Source organism: Kocuria sp. SM24M-10, from assembly GCF_001027955.1.
Taxonomy (GTDB): domain Bacteria; phylum Actinomycetota; class Actinomycetes; order Actinomycetales; family Micrococcaceae; genus Kocuria; species Kocuria oceani.
In genome coordinates this window covers 95,760-110,836 of record NZ_LDNX01000120.1, presented here as the reverse complement: position 1 = coordinate 110,836, position 15,077 = coordinate 95,760, and the positions used below count along the sequence as shown (strand labels likewise).

Genomic DNA, 15,077 nt, shown 5'->3' with positions numbered 1-15,077 from the left:
GCACGACGGTCCCGGCAACGCCGCAGCCCCTCACCCTGAGGTGAGGGGCTGCGGCGTCGTGGGCCGCGGAATCGGTCAGGAGCGGCCGTTGAACAGGCTCGTCACCGAGCCGTCCTCGAAGACCTCCTGGATGGCCCGGGCGATGAGCGGGGCGATGGACAGGACCGTGAGGTTCTCGAACTGGTGCTCCGGGGGCACGGGCAGGGTGTCCGTGACCACGACCTCGAGGGCGCCGCAGGAGGACAGCCGCTCCACCGCCGGGTCGGAGAACACGGCGTGGGTGGCGGCGATGATGACGTCCTTGGCGCCCTTCTCGCGCAGCACCTTCACGGCGCCGGTGATCGTCCCGCCGGTGTCGATCATGTCGTCGATCAGCACGCAGGTGCGGCCCTCGATCTGCCCGACGACCTCCTTGGACACCGCCTGGTTCGGGACCGTGATGTCGCGGGTCTTGTGCACGAACGCCAGCGGGCAGCCGCCCAGCAGCTCCGTCCACTGCTCGGCCACGCGCACGCGGCCGGTGTCCGGGGAGACCACGGTGACGTTCTCGACGTCGACGACGGAGCGCACGTGGTCCGCCAGCAGCGGGATGGCCATCAGGTGGTCGACCGGGCCGTCGAAGAAGCCCTGGATCTGCGCGGTGTGCAGGTCCACGGACATCAGCCGGTCCGCGCCGGCCGTCTTGTAGAGGTCCGAGATCAGGCGGGCCGAGATGGGCTCGCGGCCGCGGTGCTTCTTGTCCTGCCGGGCGTAGGGGTAGAACGGGGAGACCACGGTGATCGACCGGGCCGAGGCCCGCTTCAGCGAGTCGATCATCAGCAGCTGCTCCATGATCCACTGGTTGATCGGCGCCGGGTGGGACTGGATGAGGAAGGCGTCCGTGCCCCGCACCGACTCCCCGAAGCGCACGTAGGTCTCACCGTTGGCGAAGTCGTAGGCGGCCGTGGGGATCAGCTCGGTGCCGAGCTCCGACGCGATGCGCTCCGCGAGCTGCGGGTGCGCCCGGCCGGAGACCAGGACCAGCTGCTTCGCACCTGCGTTGGTGATGGCGGTCGTCATTCTTGCTCGCTTTCCTCGGTGGTGTGCGCGGCGGTGGTGTGCCCGGCGGCGGTGCGCCCGGTCGTGCTCTGTCCGGGGGCGTCCCCGGCCGTCGCGGCGCCGTCCGCCCGGGCGCGCAGCGCGGCCTCGGCCGCCGCCGTGCCCTGGCGGTGCTCCACGACCCAGTTCTCGACGATCCGCTGCGCGCCCTCGGTCAGCGCCAGCGCCCCGGCCGGCACGTCCTTGCGGATCGTGGTGCCGGCCCCGGAGTAGGCGCCGTCCCCGACGGTGACGGGAGCGACGTACATGTTGTCGGAGCCCATCCGGACGTGGTCGCCGATCACGGTGCGGTGCTTGCGCACGCCGTCGTAGTTGACGAACACGGAGGCCGCCCCGATGTTGGAGTGCTCGCCGATGGTGGCGTCCCCCACGTAGGACAGGTGCGGGATCTTCGAGCCGGTGCCGATCCGGGAGTTCTTGGTCTCCACGAACGTGCCGATCTTGCCGTCCGCGCCCAGGACCGTGCCGGGGCGCAGGTAGGCGAACGGCCCCACGGAGGCGCCGGGGCCGACCACCGAGCCGGAGCCGTGCGTGCGCACCACGTGCGCGCCGGGGCCGACCTCCACGTCCGTGAGGGTGGTGTCCGGGCCGACGACGGCGTCCTCGGCCACCCGGGTGCCGCCGAGCAGCTGCGTGCCCGGCAAGACCGTGACGTCCGCGCCGATCCGCACCTGCACGTCGATCCAGGTGGTGGCGGGGTCCACGATGGTCACCCCGTTGCGCATGTGCGCCTCGAGCACGCGGCGGTTGAGGTGGGCGCCGAGCTGGGCCAGCTGCACGCGGTCGTTGGCGCCCTCCACCTCCCAGCGGTCCTCGATCTTCAGCGCGTCCACGGCGCGGCCGGCCTGCCGGGCCAGCAGCGGGACGTCGGTGAGGTACATCTCGCCCTGGGCGTTGTCCGAGGTGACCTGCGCCAGGGCCTCACGGAGGGCGTCGGCGTCGAAGGCGAAGATGCCGGAGTTGATCTCGGTGACCGCGAGCTCGGCCTCGGTGGCGTCCTTGGCCTCCTTGATCTCGCGGAACGAGCCGTCGGCGTCCCGCAGGACCCGCCCGTAGCCGCCGGGCCGCTCGTGGTCGGCGGTGAGCACGGTGACCGCGTTGCCGCGCTCCTCGTGGTGGGCGACCAGCTTCTGCAGCACCTCCGGGGTCAGCAGGGGGACGTCGCCGTAGGTGACCACCACGGTGCCGGCCAGCCGCTCCTGGGCGTCGAGCGCCTCCACCGCCACCTGCACGGCCCGGCCCGTGCCGGGCACCTCGTCCTGGTCCACGATCAGCGCCGCGGGATCCTGCTCGAGCACGTGCGGGGCCACCAGGTCCCGCTCGAAGCGCACCACGGCGGCCAGCCGCCGGGGGTGCAGGCTGCGGGCGGCCACGAGGCTGTGCCCCACCATGGAACGACCCCCGATCCGGTGCAGGATCTTGGGGGTCTTGGACTTCATCCGGGTGCCCTTGCCGGCGGCGAGGACGATGACGGCGGCGGGGCCGCCGGCCGTCCCGGGCGCGGAGGCGGGAGTGTGGGGGGTGCTCACAGCGGGATGCAGCTCCTCGGTCGTCGATCGTCGAGAGGCTCCGGTGGGCTCACCGGGTCCGTCTCGGCTCCGTCTTGCAGGCTGTCGGCGGTCAGGCCGTCGGGCGGGATGCGGACGTTCCGCCTCTAGGACTCGAACCTAGACTCCGCGGCTCCAAAGGCCGGGGTGCTGCCGATTACACCAAGGCGGAGCACCGCCGTGGAACGGCAGTGGTGCACACCGTGCACAGGGAGTCACCCTACCACCAGGCGGTCAGGCGCCGGCCGGTCCCGGGCGCCCCAGGATGACCAGGATCCGGGCCGTCGCGGCGGCCTCCCGCAGCTCCGGCACGGCGGCGAACAGGTTCTCCACCGCGTCCTCGTCCACCCCGCACACGATCAGCGGGGCGAGGTCCAGCAGCGGCCGCATCCGCTCGAACGCGGCGGCCGGGCCCTCCCCCGCGGCGGTGGACGCGGCGACGTTCCAGGCCACGGAGGCCAGGTAGTGCGGGTCCACGTCCAGCGTTCCCTCCTTGCGGGCGCGCTCCAGGAACTGGATCAGCTCCACCTCGTCCGCGGTGGCGCCCTCCGTCTCCAGCAGCAGGTGCACCTGGTGGGCCGAGGCCGCCTCGGCGAGCGCCGCGAGCATGGAGAAGATCCGGTCCTCGCTGCGCCCGCGCCCGCCGACCCCTGCCCGGGGCACCACGAGGTACTCGGCGCCCACGCCGGCGGCCAGGGACAGGTGGTCGTCGAGGACGGCGATGACGCCCTCGTCCGGGATGTCCTCGTCGATGGAGATGTCCGCCCGCAGGATCAGGGGCGCGGCACCGGCCCCGCGCAGCGCCTCGCCGACCTGCCGCTGGGGCACCGACCCGAGGTGGCGCCCGGCCAATTGACCGGGCCCGGCGGGGATCTCCACCGGCCCGGGGTGCTCGCGCACCGTGCGCACGGCTTCCTCCAGGTCCGTGACCCCGTCCAGGCGGGTGCCGATCGGGTGGACGGTGGTCGCGGAGGGTCGCTCCGTCGGGTTCTGCTGCTCCATGCCTCCATGGTCTCACCCGTGCTTGTGCCGTGGCTGAAAGCCCGCTGTCCGCACTTCGGCACCACCCTGGGCGCCCCCTCCTCCCCTGCCGAGTGCCCCAGCCACGCCTCCTGCGCCGACTCCCCCATGTCATGCCTCACGCGCCCAGTCCCCCACGTCATGCCTCTCGCGCCGAGTCTCCCTGCCACGCCGTCTGCGCCGAGTCACCCACGTCATGCCTCTCGCACCGAGCCTTCGTGCCACGCCCCTCGCGCCGAGTCCCCCATGTGCTCGCAGATCCCCCCGATCCATCGGGGGGATCTGCGAGCACATGGGGCACTCGGCAGATAGAAGGGGGACTCGACGGGCAGAGGGGGGACTCAGCGGGAGGGGCGTGGCGGGAGCACGGGTGTGCGGGTGTGCAGGTGTGCGGGGGCGGCGGGTGCTGGGCGGGAAGCCGGCCACCGCACGCGAGTACCCTTGACGGGTGGCACATCTACTCGGCGGCGAGAACCTGCACCTCGAATTCCCCACCAAGACGGTCTTCGACTCCGTCAGCCTCGGCATCGACGAGGGCGACCGGATCGGCATCGTGGGCCGCAACGGCGACGGCAAGTCCACGCTGATGAAGCTGCTCGCCGGGCGGCTGAAGCCGGACGGGGGCCGTGTCACCGTGCGCTCCGGCGTGCGGGTGGGCATGCTCGACCAGGCCGACGTGCTGGACCCGGAGCTGACCGTGGGGCACGCCGTCGTCGGGGACCGCGAGGAGCACGAGTGGGCCGGGGACGCGAAGGTCCGGGACGTGATCGCCGGACTGGTCAAGGACCTGGACTGGGACGCCCGGATCGGGGAGCTCTCCGGCGGGCAGAAGCGCCGCGTGGCACTCGCCGCGCTGCTGGCCGGGGACTGGGACGTGATCTTCCTGGACGAGCCCACCAACCACCTGGACGTGGACGGCATCACCTGGCTGGCCCGCCACCTCAACAACCGCTGGCCCAAGAACCAGGGCGGCATGGCCGTGGTCACCCACGACCGCTGGTTCCTGGACGCCGTGTGCACCGACACCTGGGAGGTGCACGACCGGATGGTCGAGCCCTTCGAGGGCGGCTACGCGGCCTACGTCCTGCAGCGGGTGGAGCGGGACCGGCAGGCCGCCACCGTGGAGGCCAAGCGGCAGAACCTGATGAAGAAGGAGCTCGCCTGGCTGCGCCGCGGCGCCCCGGCGCGCACCGCGAAGCCCAAGTTCCGCATCGAGGCCGCCAACCAGCTGATCAACGACGTCCCGCCGCCGCGCGACACCGTGGCGCTGTCCCAGCTGGCCGTCTCCCGGCTCGGCAAGGACGTGGTGGACCTGGAGAAGGTCTCCGTCTCCTACCCCACCGAGGACGACGGCCCGCGGGAGGTGCTCCGGGACGTCACCTGGCTGATCGCCCCCGGCGAGCGCACCGGCATCCTCGGCGTCAACGGTGCGGGCAAGTCCACGCTGCTGGGCCTGGTCACCGGTGACGCCCAGCCCACCAGCGGGCGGGTCAAGCGCGGGAAGACCGTGCGGATCGCCACGCTGACCCAGCAGCTGTCCGAGCTGGAGGACGTGGCCGAGGACCGGGTCTCGGACGTGGTCGCGTCCAAGCGCACCACCTACCTCGCCGACGGCAAGGAGATGACCCCGGGACAGCTGCTGGAGCGGCTGGGTTTCACCAACGAGCAGCTGGCCACCCCTGTCAAGGACCTCTCGGGCGGGCAGAAGCGGCGGCTGCAGCTGCTGCTGATCCTGCTCGACGAGCCCAACGTGCTGATCCTCGACGAGCCGTCCAACGACCTGGACACCGACATGCTCGCGGCGATGGAGGACCTGCTGGACACCTGGCCGGGCACCCTCCTGGTGGTCTCCCACGACCGCTACCTCCTGGAGCGGGTCACCGACCAGCAGTACGCCGTGATCGACGGCCGGTTCCGGCACCTGCCCCGGGGCGTGGAGCAGTACCTGGAGCTCGCCGCCCAGTCGCGCACCGGCACGGCCGCCGGCTCGGCGAACGCCTCGAACCCGCTGGCGGCCACGGGGGCGTCCTCGAACGGGTCCAAGGGGGCGACGGCGCAGGGCGCGCCGAAGCTCTCCGGCGCCCGGGCCCGCAGCGCGCAGAAGGAGGTGAGCGCGATCGAGCGGAAGCTGGAGAAGCTCACCGCGAAGGTCGAGACCATCCACGCGGAGATGGCCGCCCACGACCAGTCCGACTACACCGGCCTGGCGGGCATCACCGCCCGGCTGACCGCGGTCCAGGACGAGATCGAGGAGCTCGAGCTGCGCTGGCTCGAGCTGTCCGAGGACCTGGCCTAGACCGGTGGCCGGCCCCGAGCGGGAGGCCGTGGCCGTGCTGACCGGCCCCCGGATGAGCCCGGTCCTGGAGCAGGTGCTGCGCCCGGCCGGGCTGGACGCCGACCGGTGGACGCTGCGGCGGGTCCACCACCGCCCCGGGGTGGGCGCGAGCGCCATCTTCGACGTCGCGGCCCGGGACGGGCAGCGGCGGGTCGCCGAGGTGGTCTGCGTGAGCACCACCGCCCCTCCCAGGGAGGCCGTCGAGCACGCCGGTGGCCCGCTGCTGGTCGCGCACGAGGGCCTCGCCCTGGCCGCGTGGCGGCATCCGCACGACCCCTGGCTGCCCGGGCTGGCGTGGGCGAGCTCGCCCGAGGCGGTGGGGCGCACGGTCTTCGGCTCCGCCGTGCCGGCCGAGCTCACCGCGATCTCCTACCGGCCGACCCGCCGGGCGGTGCAGCGGGCCACCCACGACTCCGGGGTCCGCTACCTCAAGGTGCTCCGGCGCGGCCGGGCCGCCGCCCTGCACGGCCGGCTGCGGATGCTGCTCGACGCCGGGCTGCCCGTGCCGGCGCCGGCGGGCGAGCCGGTGCAGGAGGTGGTGGTGCTCCACGAGCTGCCCGGGGCGCCCCTGGCGAGCGCGGTGCGGGACGACGGCGCCGCCGCGCTGCGTCCCGAGCACGTCCTGGCGCTGCTCGACGCCCTGCCCGCCGCCGCCGCGGAGCTGCCGCGGCGGGCCGGCTGGACCGACCGGGTGCTGGACTACGGGCACGCGGCCGCCGTCGCGCTGCCCGAGGAGCGGGAGCGGGCCGAGCGACTGGCCACCGCGATCGAGGACGCCCGCGGCACCACGGACCCGGGCCCGGCGGTGCCGGTGCACGGGGACCTCTACGAGGCCAACCTGCTGGTGGGCCCCGACGGGCGCGGGCGGTTCGGGCCGCTGACGGGACTGCTCGACGTCGACTCCGTGGGACCGGGCCACCGGGTGGACGACCTCGCCTGCCTGGTCGCCCACGTGGCCGTGCTGCCCACGGTCAGCGACCGCTACGGGCACGCGCCGGCCACCGCCGAACGGCTGCTGGCCGGTTTCGAGGACGCGGTGGATCCCGCCGCGCTGCGGGTCCGCTGCGCCGGGGTGGCCCTGTCCCTGGTCGCCGGCGCCCGGCGCTCGGGCGGCCCGCCGGACCGGGCCCGCCGGCGGCTGGAGATCGCCGAGCGCTTCCTCGCCCAGGCCGAGCAGCGTTCGGCGGGCTGAACACACCGAGCGGAGCGCGTCAGGTCCAGTTCACCGTGCTCGGCACACCGGCCTCGGCACGACGGTTCGAGCACGACAGGCCCAGCACGACGAGCTGGACATGACGGGCCCGGCAGGACGGCGGTGGCGGGAGCTGGTCCCGCCACCGTCGTCGTTCCTCCCCGGGCTATCCGTCCGTGGATTCCGTAGTCTCCCCGTCCTCCGCGGAGTCCGGTGCCTCGGTGCCCGGTGCGGCGTCCAGCCGGTAGGCGTCGGAGAAGTCCAGCTCCCAGACCGCGCCGCCGCCGACGGCGCCGAAGGGGTTCTGCGGGCCGGCCGCGATGCCCTCGGCCGTCGCGACGCTGTTGACCGCTGCGTAGACGTTGCCGTAACCGTCGGCCGCCAGTCCGGCCGGGAGCGGGACGTCGACCGCCCAGCGCGCCGGGTCCTCGTGGTGCCGGTGCAGGACGACCACCTGACCGGGGACCTCCCCCGGGGTGGACGGCGCCTCGTCCGCCGGGGTCTCCCCGGGGGGCTGCGGCGGCGTGGGTCCGAACAGCTGCGAGACGTACAGGTGGTCGTCGTCCACGGCCACGCCGGTCACGGCGGTGAAGCCGTCCCACCGCTCCAGCTCGACGCCGTCCGCGGAGAACTGGACGACCGAGGCCTCGCCCGGCCGGACGGAGCCCAGACCGCCCACGTAGACGTTCCCGTCGTCGTCGGTGGCGAGGGACGTGGGCACGAACTCGGCCGGCCCGGCCGGGTCGTCCGTGCCGTCGGCGAGGGCGGTGGTCGGCCACGTGGCCCACGCGGTGATCTCGTACTCCGGGGGGGCGTCGTCCGTGGCGGTGGAGAAGTCCGGCTCGACCTTCCACACCGTGTTCGCCCCGGCGTCCGCCACGAGCGCGTAGCCGTCCGGCGATGCGTCCTCGTCCTCGTCCACGTACAGCACCGCGTACGGGTTGGAGTCGACCTGCGCGCCGTCCGGATTGAGCTCCTCCTCGGCAGCCTGCAGGTCGGCGTACGGGATCAGATAGGACGCCCCGTCCTCCTCGGTCCCGGCCACGAGCATCGACCCGCCCCGCGCCTCGGGCACCGCGAGGTCGAAGCGGGCCGGGTCGTAGCCGGCGACGAGGTACTGCCCCTCCACATCCGTGGCGTCCGCGCCGGCGGGCCCCTCCGCGAAGGACCCGTCCGGACCCGCCACGGACAGCAGTCCCTCGACCACGGAGGTCACCGTGGGCGTGTGCCGGTGCGGGTCCCCGATCAGCGTGACCGCCCCGGTCGCCCCCGCACACCTCATGTCGACACAGTCCGGACCGCCGCGCCCCGCCTCGGCCACGACCAGGGAGTCGTCTCCCCGGCCCCAGTTCAGCTGCCGCGGATTGTCCAGGCCGTCGGCGACGACGCGCGGCCCCGGCGGCCGGTCGCCGTCGTGCGCGGTCGCCGCCGGCACCGCACCGGCCAGCACCACCGCCGCCGTGACGGATCCTGCTCCCAGTCTGTTCATGACCCACCCCCGGTCAAAGTTGCCGCACGCCAGCCGTGCGACAGGCCCAGGCTAGGACCGACGCGCGCGGAACGGCCCGCAACGGCGCCAACCGTGACCGGCTCTTGACCTACCTGCAGGTAGACGGCGGGGACGCGTCACGAGCGGCCGCATCCTTGACACGCTCCCGAGCCCCGGCGTGCACTCGACAGCATGGAGGTCCCACAGCCGTCCCGCACCTCGCCCATCACGCTCCTGCTGCGGCTGGCGCTCGCCCTGGCCCTCGCGCTCACCGGGCTGCTGCTCGCCGCCCCGGCCGGCGGAGCCGCCGAGATCCGCAACGACGAGACCGTGCGGGTCGCCGAGGGCGAGGTCGTCGACGACGACCTGTACGCGGCCGCCGGTGAGGTCGTCGTGGACGGCACCGTGCGCGGTGACCTCGTGGTGGCCGCGGGCCGGGTGACGGTCACCGGCACGGTGGAGGGCGACCTCCTGGCCGCGGCCCAGACCATCGTGGTCGAGGGCACGGTGGGCGACGACGCCCGGGTCGCCGGTCAGGCGCTCTACATCGGGGACGGGGCCCGCGTGGCCGGGGACCTCGTGGCGGCCGGCTTCAGCCTGCAGACCCGCCCCGGCACCGAGGTCGGCGGGGACGTGCTCCTCGGCGCTTACCAGGCCCTGCTCGCGGGCAGCATCGACGGGAGCGTGACCGCCGGCGCCGCCGGACTCGCCCTGGCCGGCGCGATCGGCGGCAGTGTGCAGGCCGACGTCGGCAGCCCCGACGACGTCGAGGCCGCCTGGGCGCCGGCCACCCAGGTGCCCGTGCCCCCGGTGGAGGGAGGCCTGACGCTCACCGACGAGGCCCGCGTGGCCGGGGACCTCTCGTACCGGTCGGCCGCCGAGGCCTCGATCGCCCCGGGCGCCGAGGTCACCGGGGAGATCTCCTACGAGCGGGTCGTCGTGGACGACGCCGAGCCGGCCGGGCCCACCGGGCCGCTGGCCGTGCTGCTGTCCGGCCTGCGCCTGTTCGTCACGCTGCTGCTGGCGGGGCTGCTGGCGCTGTGGCTGATCCCGCGGACCGTGACGGGAGCGGCCTCCGTGCTGCGGACCCGTCCCCTCCTGAGCCTCGGATGGGGCGTGCTCGCGATCGCCGGCACCGCGGTGGCGGCGCTGGCGCTCCTGGTCGTCGCGATCCTGCTGGGCATCGGCCTGGGACTGCTGACCCTCGGCGGGCTGGCGGCCGCGGTCGTGGCCACCGGCGTGGTGCTCCACGCCGTGCTGGTGCTCGGCCTGATCCTGGCCATCGCCCTGCTGGCCCCGGTGGTGGCCGGCCTCACCGGCGGCGGCCTCCTGCTCCGGGACCCCGCCCCGGCGCGCTTCGGCAAGCGCGCGGGGGCCCTGGCGCTGGGCCTGCTGATCTACGTGCTGCTGCGGGCGGTGCCCTACCTCGGGCCGGTGGTGGCCCTGCTGGTGGCGCTGTTCGGCGTCGGCGCCCTGGCGGTGTGGCTCTGGGACGTGCTGCGCCGCCGCCGGGCGCACCGGCGCGGTCGGGCCGCGGGGCTGCCGCCGGGCGGGACCGCCGGACCGGGTGCCGGAGCCGGTGCGTACCCGCAGGCCGGACCCGGCCCCCACGTACGCGCCCGAATCGGCGCGTACCCGGGAAGCGGCGACCAGGACCCCGGGACAGCCGGCACGCTGAGGCAGGCGGGGAGGCAGGAACGGCCGACCGGTGCGCCACCGGGTCCGTCCTCGCACGCTCTCCCGACTCTCGGCCCGGGCGCTTCTCCGCTTTCACGCTCGGACGTTCCGGCGGATCGGCGACCGGGCGCGGCGACGGGTCCCGGGAAGACCTCGGACGCCGGATCCCCAGGAGGGGGCTCGACGACCGCCCGGCCGCCGTGGGCGGCGAGCGAAGGCAACGTGGAGTCCGGGCGGGGGGCCGGGCCCGAGAGCCGGTCGCAGCACGACTGAACGTCAGCCGGACGCCCCTGGACCGGGAGCCCGGCGGCCGGACGTCATGAGGTCAGGGAGCCGACACCGCGAGAGCAGGCGATTCCTGGCTCCTGAACCGTTCCGCCAGGGTCTCGGCCGCATCCGCGTCCGCCAGCAGGTGGGCGACGGTGGGCCCGGAGCCGGACACGAAGCTCGCCAGGGCACCCGCCGCCGCGCCCGCGGCCAGGACCGGTGCCAGCTGCGGGGCCAGGGAGAGGGCGGCGGGCTGGAGGTCGTTGGCCAGCAGTGGGGCCAGCTCCTCCGGCGCCCCGGCCGCCAGGGCGTGCTCGAGCCCCTCCGGCAGCCCGGGCGCCGGCACGCCCTCGGCCGCGCGCAGCCGGTCGAGTTCGGCGTAGACGGCCGGTGTGGACAGCCCCGCCTCGGCGGCCACCAGCACCAGGTGCAGGGGCGCGCCGACCGCCGCGGGCCGCAGCCGGGCGCCCGTGCCGGTGCCCACCGCCGCGCCTCCCGTGAGGGCGAAGGGCACGTCCGCGCCGAGACCGGCCGCGAGCCGCAGCAGGGCGTCGTCGTCGAGCCCGGGGACGCCGCCGGCCCGGGCCGCGAGCCGGTTCACGGCGACGAGGGCGGCGGCGGCGTCGGCGGAGCCGCCGCCCATGCCGCCGGCCACGGGCACGGCCTTGTCGATCTGCAGGTGGAGGCCGCCGGGCAGCGCGGGCAGGTGTCCGAGCACGGCGCGGGCGGCGCGGACCACCAGGTTGGAGTCGTCAGTGGGGACCGCGTCGAGGCGGAAGCTGCCGAGGGCGATCTGCTGGGCCACGAGCGAGCCGGGGACCGCGGCGACGCCCACGGTGAACCCGGTCCCCGCGGTGAGCGTGGCGGTCACGGTCTCGGTCGTGCCGACCGCGCAGTACAGACTGGCCACGTCGTGGTAGCCGTCCGGGCGCGGCGGGCCGGCGGCGAAGAAGAGGTTGACCTTGCCGGGGGCCTGGACCTGCTCCGTGAGCATCATCGTGCTCATGCGCCGCGCGCTCCGGCGGTGAGCCCGGCGGCGGCCCCGGCCCGGGCGATCCGGGCGAAGGCGGTCACGTCCAGCTTCTCGCCGCGCTGCCCGGGGTCGATCCCCGCGGCCTCGAGCAGCTCCCCGGCCGCCGCGGCGGAGCCGGCCCACCCGGCGAGGGCGGCGCGCAGGGTCTTGCGCCGCTGGGCGAACGCCGCGTCCACGGCGGCGAAGACGAGCTGCCGGTCCACCTCCGCCACCGGCTGCTCGCGGCGCACGAAGCGCACCAGCCCGGAGGCGATCTGGGGGGCCGGCCAGAACACGTTCTTGCCGATCGTCCCCGCCTTCGTGACCTCGGCGTACCAGGCGGCCTTGACCGACGGCACGCCGTAGACCTTGGACCCCGGCGCCGCGGCGAGCCGGTCCGCCACCTCCTCCTGGACCATGACCAGCCCGTGCCGGATCGAGGGGAACCGGGCCAGCAGGTGCAGCAGCACGGGGACGGCCACGTTGTAGGGCAGGTTCGCCACCAGGGCGGTGGGCTCGGCCGGGAGCTCGAGCACGCGCAGGGCGTCCTGCTCGAGCACGTGCAGCCGGTCGGCCAGCTCCGGCCGGAAGCGTTCCACGGTCCGGGGCAGCTGCGCGGCCAGCGGAGGGTCGATCTCCACCGCCACCACCTGCTCCGCGGCGTCGAGCAGCCCGAGGGTGAGCGAGCCCAGGCCCGGTCCCACCTCCAGCACCGTCTCGTGCTCGCTCAGCCGTGCGGCTGCGATGATCCGCCGGATCGTGTTGGGATCGATCACGAAGTTCTGCCCGAGCGTCTTGGTCGGCCGGATGCCCAGCTGCTCCGCGAGCGCGCGGATCTCCGCGGGCCCGAGCAGGGGGCGGTCGGCGGCTCCTGGCGGGGTGGATTCTGTCACCGGGACATCGTATCGGCCGCCCGCCTCCCGCTCCCCTCTCCCGAGCCCCCACACCCCGGTTGCCGCAGCCCCCGCCCACCCCGCACCACACCCCTCGCCGAGTCCCCTTCCTGCCCCGCCGACTCCCCCAAGTCCCCGCCGAGTCCCCCATGTGCTCGCCGACTCCCCCAGGCCCCGCGGACTCCCCCAGGCCCCCGCCGAGTCCCCCATGTGCTCGCAATTCCCCCGGATCGTCCTGGGGGAATTGCGAGCACATGGGGGACTCGAACTGGGCGGCAAGGGATTAGAAGGGATGAGGCAAGGGCATCGCGGGGCGGGTGGCTCGTCGACAGCACATGACAGCAGGAGAACCTCGCAAGCCGGCAGCAATTGCGGCATCGGATGCGGCGCCGAGCATCGGTGCCCAAGGAGTCAGCGGGCGCCCGTTCCTCGGCGAAGAGCCGTCTCGATCCGGGCGACGGTCGCCGCGGGACGGCGTACGACGTCATGCCACCCCACCCGGATCACCGTCCAGCCGAGTTCCTGGATCTCGCTCTCGCGGCGTCGTTCGTCCCGGAGGACGGAGTGGATGGTCATTGTGCCGACGTACTTGGTCTCCCCGTCGAACTCGAGCACCAGGCGGTGCTCCGGCCAGGCGAAGTCGGCGCGGTAGGACCCGCTGCGGCCGTCGATGACCCATTGCAGCTCCGGCACGGGCAGCGAGTACTCCATCAGCAACAACCGGGTGAGCGTCTCCCCGACGGACTCGGAGCGCGGATCCATGACGGTCAGCACCGATCGCGCGCGCCGGACTCCGCGCTGCCCGGCCCACTCCGGAAGCAGCGACTCCAACCGGGTGCGGGAGACTCCCAGCAGGTGCGCCTGGTCCGCGAGCACCACGGCATCGGTGAACGGCAGCAGGCGTGCGCAGTCCAGCAGCGTCCGTTCCGCCGAGGTGGTGCGCAGCCCGTCCACCACCACCACGTCCGCGGTCGGCAGCCTCGTCTGATGGCGGACGACGCCGTCGTACCCGTGGTGCGTGCCGTGCCCGGGCGGGGAGACGGTGTGGATCCGGGAGGGCACCCGCCGCAGTCCCAGGCCGTGCACCACAGCCGCCGAGGCCAGGCAGAACACCGGAACGGTGTGTGCGGCCCGCGCAAAGTCTCGGTGCTTCAGGAGCATGCGTTGCTCCGGGGTCAGGCTCGGGAGCCGGTCCGCGGCGATGAAGTATCCGGGGTGCACCCGCTGAAGCTTCCCGGTGCGGTTCCGACGGCGGATCTCGTGGTTGCTCAGGCCGGTGTCGAGGAGGTCCGCCGTGCTCTGCAGTTCGCTCATGCCTCGGGATTAGCAGGGTTCATCTGCTGCGGGGGACCGCCACCGTTCGATGTGGACGTGCCGGCGAGACGGCGCCGGGGCCGGCACCTGGGGAGCCACCATGGACCGGCCCCGAGTCCCCCATGAGTTCGCAGTTCCCCCTGATCAATCGGGGGGAACTGCGAACTCATGGGGGGCTCGGCGCGCAAGTGGGGGCCGGCGCACAAGTGGGGGGTCAGAAGGGGCCGTAGGCCTCGGTGGTGTTCGACCAGATCCGCTCGCACAGCGGCTCCAGCTCCTGCTCCAGGATCTCGGCCATGCCGCGCACCGTGTAGTTGACCACGTAGCTGGCGTTGGGCCGGCCCCGGTACGGGTGCGGGGTGAGGAACGGGGCGTCGGTCTCGGTGAGCACCAGCTCCGGCCGGGCAATGCGCAGCGCGGCCTTGAGGTCGTGGCTGTTCTTGAAGGTCACGGTGCCCGAGAAGGACATGTACCAGCCGTGCTCGTTGCAGGTCCGGGCGAGCTCCGCGTCCCCGGAGAAGCAGTGGAAGACGGTGCGCTCCGGAGCGCCCTCCTCCAGCAGGACGGCGACGACGTCGGCGTGGGCGTCCCGGTCGTGGATCTGCAGCGCCTTGCCGGTCTCCCGGGCGAAGCGGATGTGCTCCCGGAAGGAGCGCTTCTGGTGCTCCCGGCCCTCCCCCTCGGTGCGGTAGTAGTCGAGGCCGGTCTCCCCGAAGGCCCGCACCCGGTCGTGCTCCCCCAGGGCGCGGATCTCCGCCAGCGCCTCGTCGAGGGCGCCGGCGGCGGCCAGCTTCGGCGCCTCGTTGGGGTGCAGGGCCACCGCGGCGAGGACCCGGGGGTCGGCCTGGGCGGCGGCCACGGCGAAGTGGGAGGACGGGACGTCGCAGCCGACCTGCACGAGCCCGCCCACCCCGGCGAGCGCGGCGGCGTCCGCGGCGTCGCGCACCGAGACCTGGACCCGGCCGTCCTGCAGGTCCAGGTGGGTGTGGTTGTCGACCACCGGGTGCGGCAGCGGCTCCGGCGCCGGCGGGTAGGCGAGGTTGCGGCGGCGCCCGTCGTCGCCCTGGGCGGAACGGCGCCTGGTGCCCTCCCCGGCGGGGGCGTCCTCGGGCACGGCGTAGTGCTCGGGCGCGTAGGCGGCGGGGGTCGCGCCGGGGGCGGGTTCGGGCCGGGACGCCGGATCCGGCCACAGGGATGCGGTGAGGAGGGTGGTGTTGGGGTCGGTCACGGGCG

At 74.4% G+C, this 15,077-nt stretch carries 11 protein-coding genes and 1 tRNA gene; 3 read left to right on the top strand and 9 right to left on the bottom strand.

Going from position 1 to position 15,077, the window contains the following annotated elements; all coding sequences use genetic code 11:
• Positions 1-75: 75 nt before the first annotated feature.
• The 4 genes from ABL57_RS14130 to ABL57_RS14115 form a co-directional block, all read right to left on the bottom strand.
• Entirely contained in the window at positions 76-1,059 is a 984-nt protein-coding gene (locus ABL57_RS14130) for a ribose-phosphate diphosphokinase (RefSeq protein WP_047804102.1), read from the bottom strand.
• Complete coding sequence (glmU, locus tag ABL57_RS14125; RefSeq protein WP_238986062.1) at positions 1,056-2,537, bottom strand: bifunctional UDP-N-acetylglucosamine diphosphorylase/glucosamine-1-phosphate N-acetyltransferase GlmU; 1,482 nt, start codon at positions 2,535-2,537, stop codon at positions 1,056-1,058. The genes ABL57_RS14130 and glmU overlap by 4 nt, the downstream gene beginning before the upstream one ends.
• A 207-nt stretch (positions 2,538-2,744) precedes the next feature.
• Positions 2,745-2,817: transfer RNA gene (locus ABL57_RS14120), tRNA-Gln, on the bottom strand.
• Between the two features lie 62 nt (positions 2,818-2,879).
• Complete coding sequence (locus ABL57_RS14115; RefSeq protein ID WP_047804100.1) at positions 2,880-3,647, bottom strand: hypothetical protein; 768 nt, start codon at positions 3,645-3,647, stop codon at positions 2,880-2,882.
• Between the two features lie 466 nt (positions 3,648-4,113).
• On the opposite strand from ABL57_RS14115, the gene ABL57_RS14110 reads away from it, so the two are divergent.
• Both ABL57_RS14110 and ABL57_RS14105 read left to right on the top strand, forming a co-directional pair.
• Positions 4,114-5,961 (top strand): ABC-F family ATP-binding cassette domain-containing protein, encoded by a 1,848-nt coding sequence (locus tag ABL57_RS14110; protein WP_047804099.1) that lies wholly within the window; start codon positions 4,114-4,116, stop codon positions 5,959-5,961.
• A gap of 4 nt (positions 5,962-5,965) precedes the next feature.
• Positions 5,966-7,192, top strand: coding sequence for a phosphotransferase (locus tag ABL57_RS14105; protein WP_053004982.1), 1,227 nt, complete (start codon positions 5,966-5,968; stop codon positions 7,190-7,192).
• A 166-nt stretch (positions 7,193-7,358) separates the two neighbouring features.
• On the opposite strand, the gene ABL57_RS14100 is transcribed toward ABL57_RS14105, so the two are convergent.
• Entirely contained in the window at positions 7,359-8,681 is a 1,323-nt protein-coding gene (locus tag ABL57_RS14100) for a ScyD/ScyE family protein (RefSeq protein WP_152683405.1), read from the bottom strand.
• Between the two features lie 192 nt (positions 8,682-8,873).
• Between ABL57_RS14100 and ABL57_RS14095 the strand changes: the two genes are divergently transcribed.
• Positions 8,874-10,631 (top strand): polymer-forming cytoskeletal protein, encoded by a 1,758-nt coding sequence (locus tag ABL57_RS14095; protein ID WP_047804097.1) that lies wholly within the window; start codon positions 8,874-8,876, stop codon positions 10,629-10,631.
• A gap of 52 nt (positions 10,632-10,683) precedes the next feature.
• On the opposite strand, the gene ABL57_RS14090 is transcribed toward ABL57_RS14095, so the two are convergent.
• From ABL57_RS14090 to ABL57_RS14075, 4 genes are all read right to left on the bottom strand, one after another.
• On the bottom strand, positions 10,684-11,631 hold the full coding sequence (locus ABL57_RS14090) for a 4-(cytidine 5'-diphospho)-2-C-methyl-D-erythritol kinase (protein WP_047804096.1): 948 nt from the start codon (positions 11,629-11,631) through the stop codon (positions 10,684-10,686).
• The gene (gene rsmA, locus ABL57_RS14085) at positions 11,628-12,530 is read right to left on the bottom strand and encodes a 16S rRNA (adenine(1518)-N(6)/adenine(1519)-N(6))-dimethyltransferase RsmA (protein WP_047804095.1); all 903 of its coding nucleotides are present in this window, start codon (positions 12,528-12,530) and stop codon (positions 11,628-11,630) included. The genes ABL57_RS14090 and rsmA overlap by 4 nt, the downstream gene beginning before the upstream one ends.
• Positions 12,531-12,941: 411 nt before the next feature.
• Positions 12,942-13,844, bottom strand: a complete 903-nt coding sequence (locus ABL57_RS14080; RefSeq protein ID WP_047804094.1) for a DUF559 domain-containing protein — start codon at positions 13,842-13,844, stop codon at positions 12,942-12,944.
• A 214-nt stretch (positions 13,845-14,058) separates the two neighbouring features.
• The gene (locus ABL57_RS14075; RefSeq protein WP_047804093.1) at positions 14,059-15,072 is read right to left on the bottom strand and encodes a TatD family hydrolase; all 1,014 of its coding nucleotides are present in this window, start codon (positions 15,070-15,072) and stop codon (positions 14,059-14,061) included.
• Positions 15,073-15,077: the final 5 nt, after the last annotated feature.

What these genes read in the sequence shown, in the direction of transcription:
- ABL57_RS14100 (WP_152683405.1), bottom strand. Translation starts at nt 8,681, where the DNA reads ATGAACAGACTGGGAGCAGGATCCGTCACGGCGGCGGTGGTGCTGGCC.
- glmU (WP_238986062.1), bottom strand. Translation starts at nt 2,537, where the DNA reads ATGAAGTCCAAGACCCCCAAGATCCTGCACCGGATCGGGGGTCGTTCC.
- ABL57_RS14090 (WP_047804096.1), bottom strand. Translation starts at nt 11,631, where the DNA reads ATGAGCACGATGATGCTCACGGAGCAGGTCCAGGCCCCCGGCAAGGTC.
- ABL57_RS14130 (WP_047804102.1), bottom strand. Translation starts at nt 1,059, where the DNA reads ATGACGACCGCCATCACCAACGCAGGTGCGAAGCAGCTGGTCCTGGTC.
- ABL57_RS14080 (WP_047804094.1), bottom strand. Translation starts at nt 13,844, where the DNA reads ATGAGCGAACTGCAGAGCACGGCGGACCTCCTCGACACCGGCCTGAGC.
- ABL57_RS14115 (WP_047804100.1), bottom strand. Translation starts at nt 3,647, where the DNA reads ATGGAGCAGCAGAACCCGACGGAGCGACCCTCCGCGACCACCGTCCAC.
- ABL57_RS14095 (WP_047804097.1), top strand. Translation starts at nt 8,874, where the DNA reads ATGGAGGTCCCACAGCCGTCCCGCACCTCGCCCATCACGCTCCTGCTG.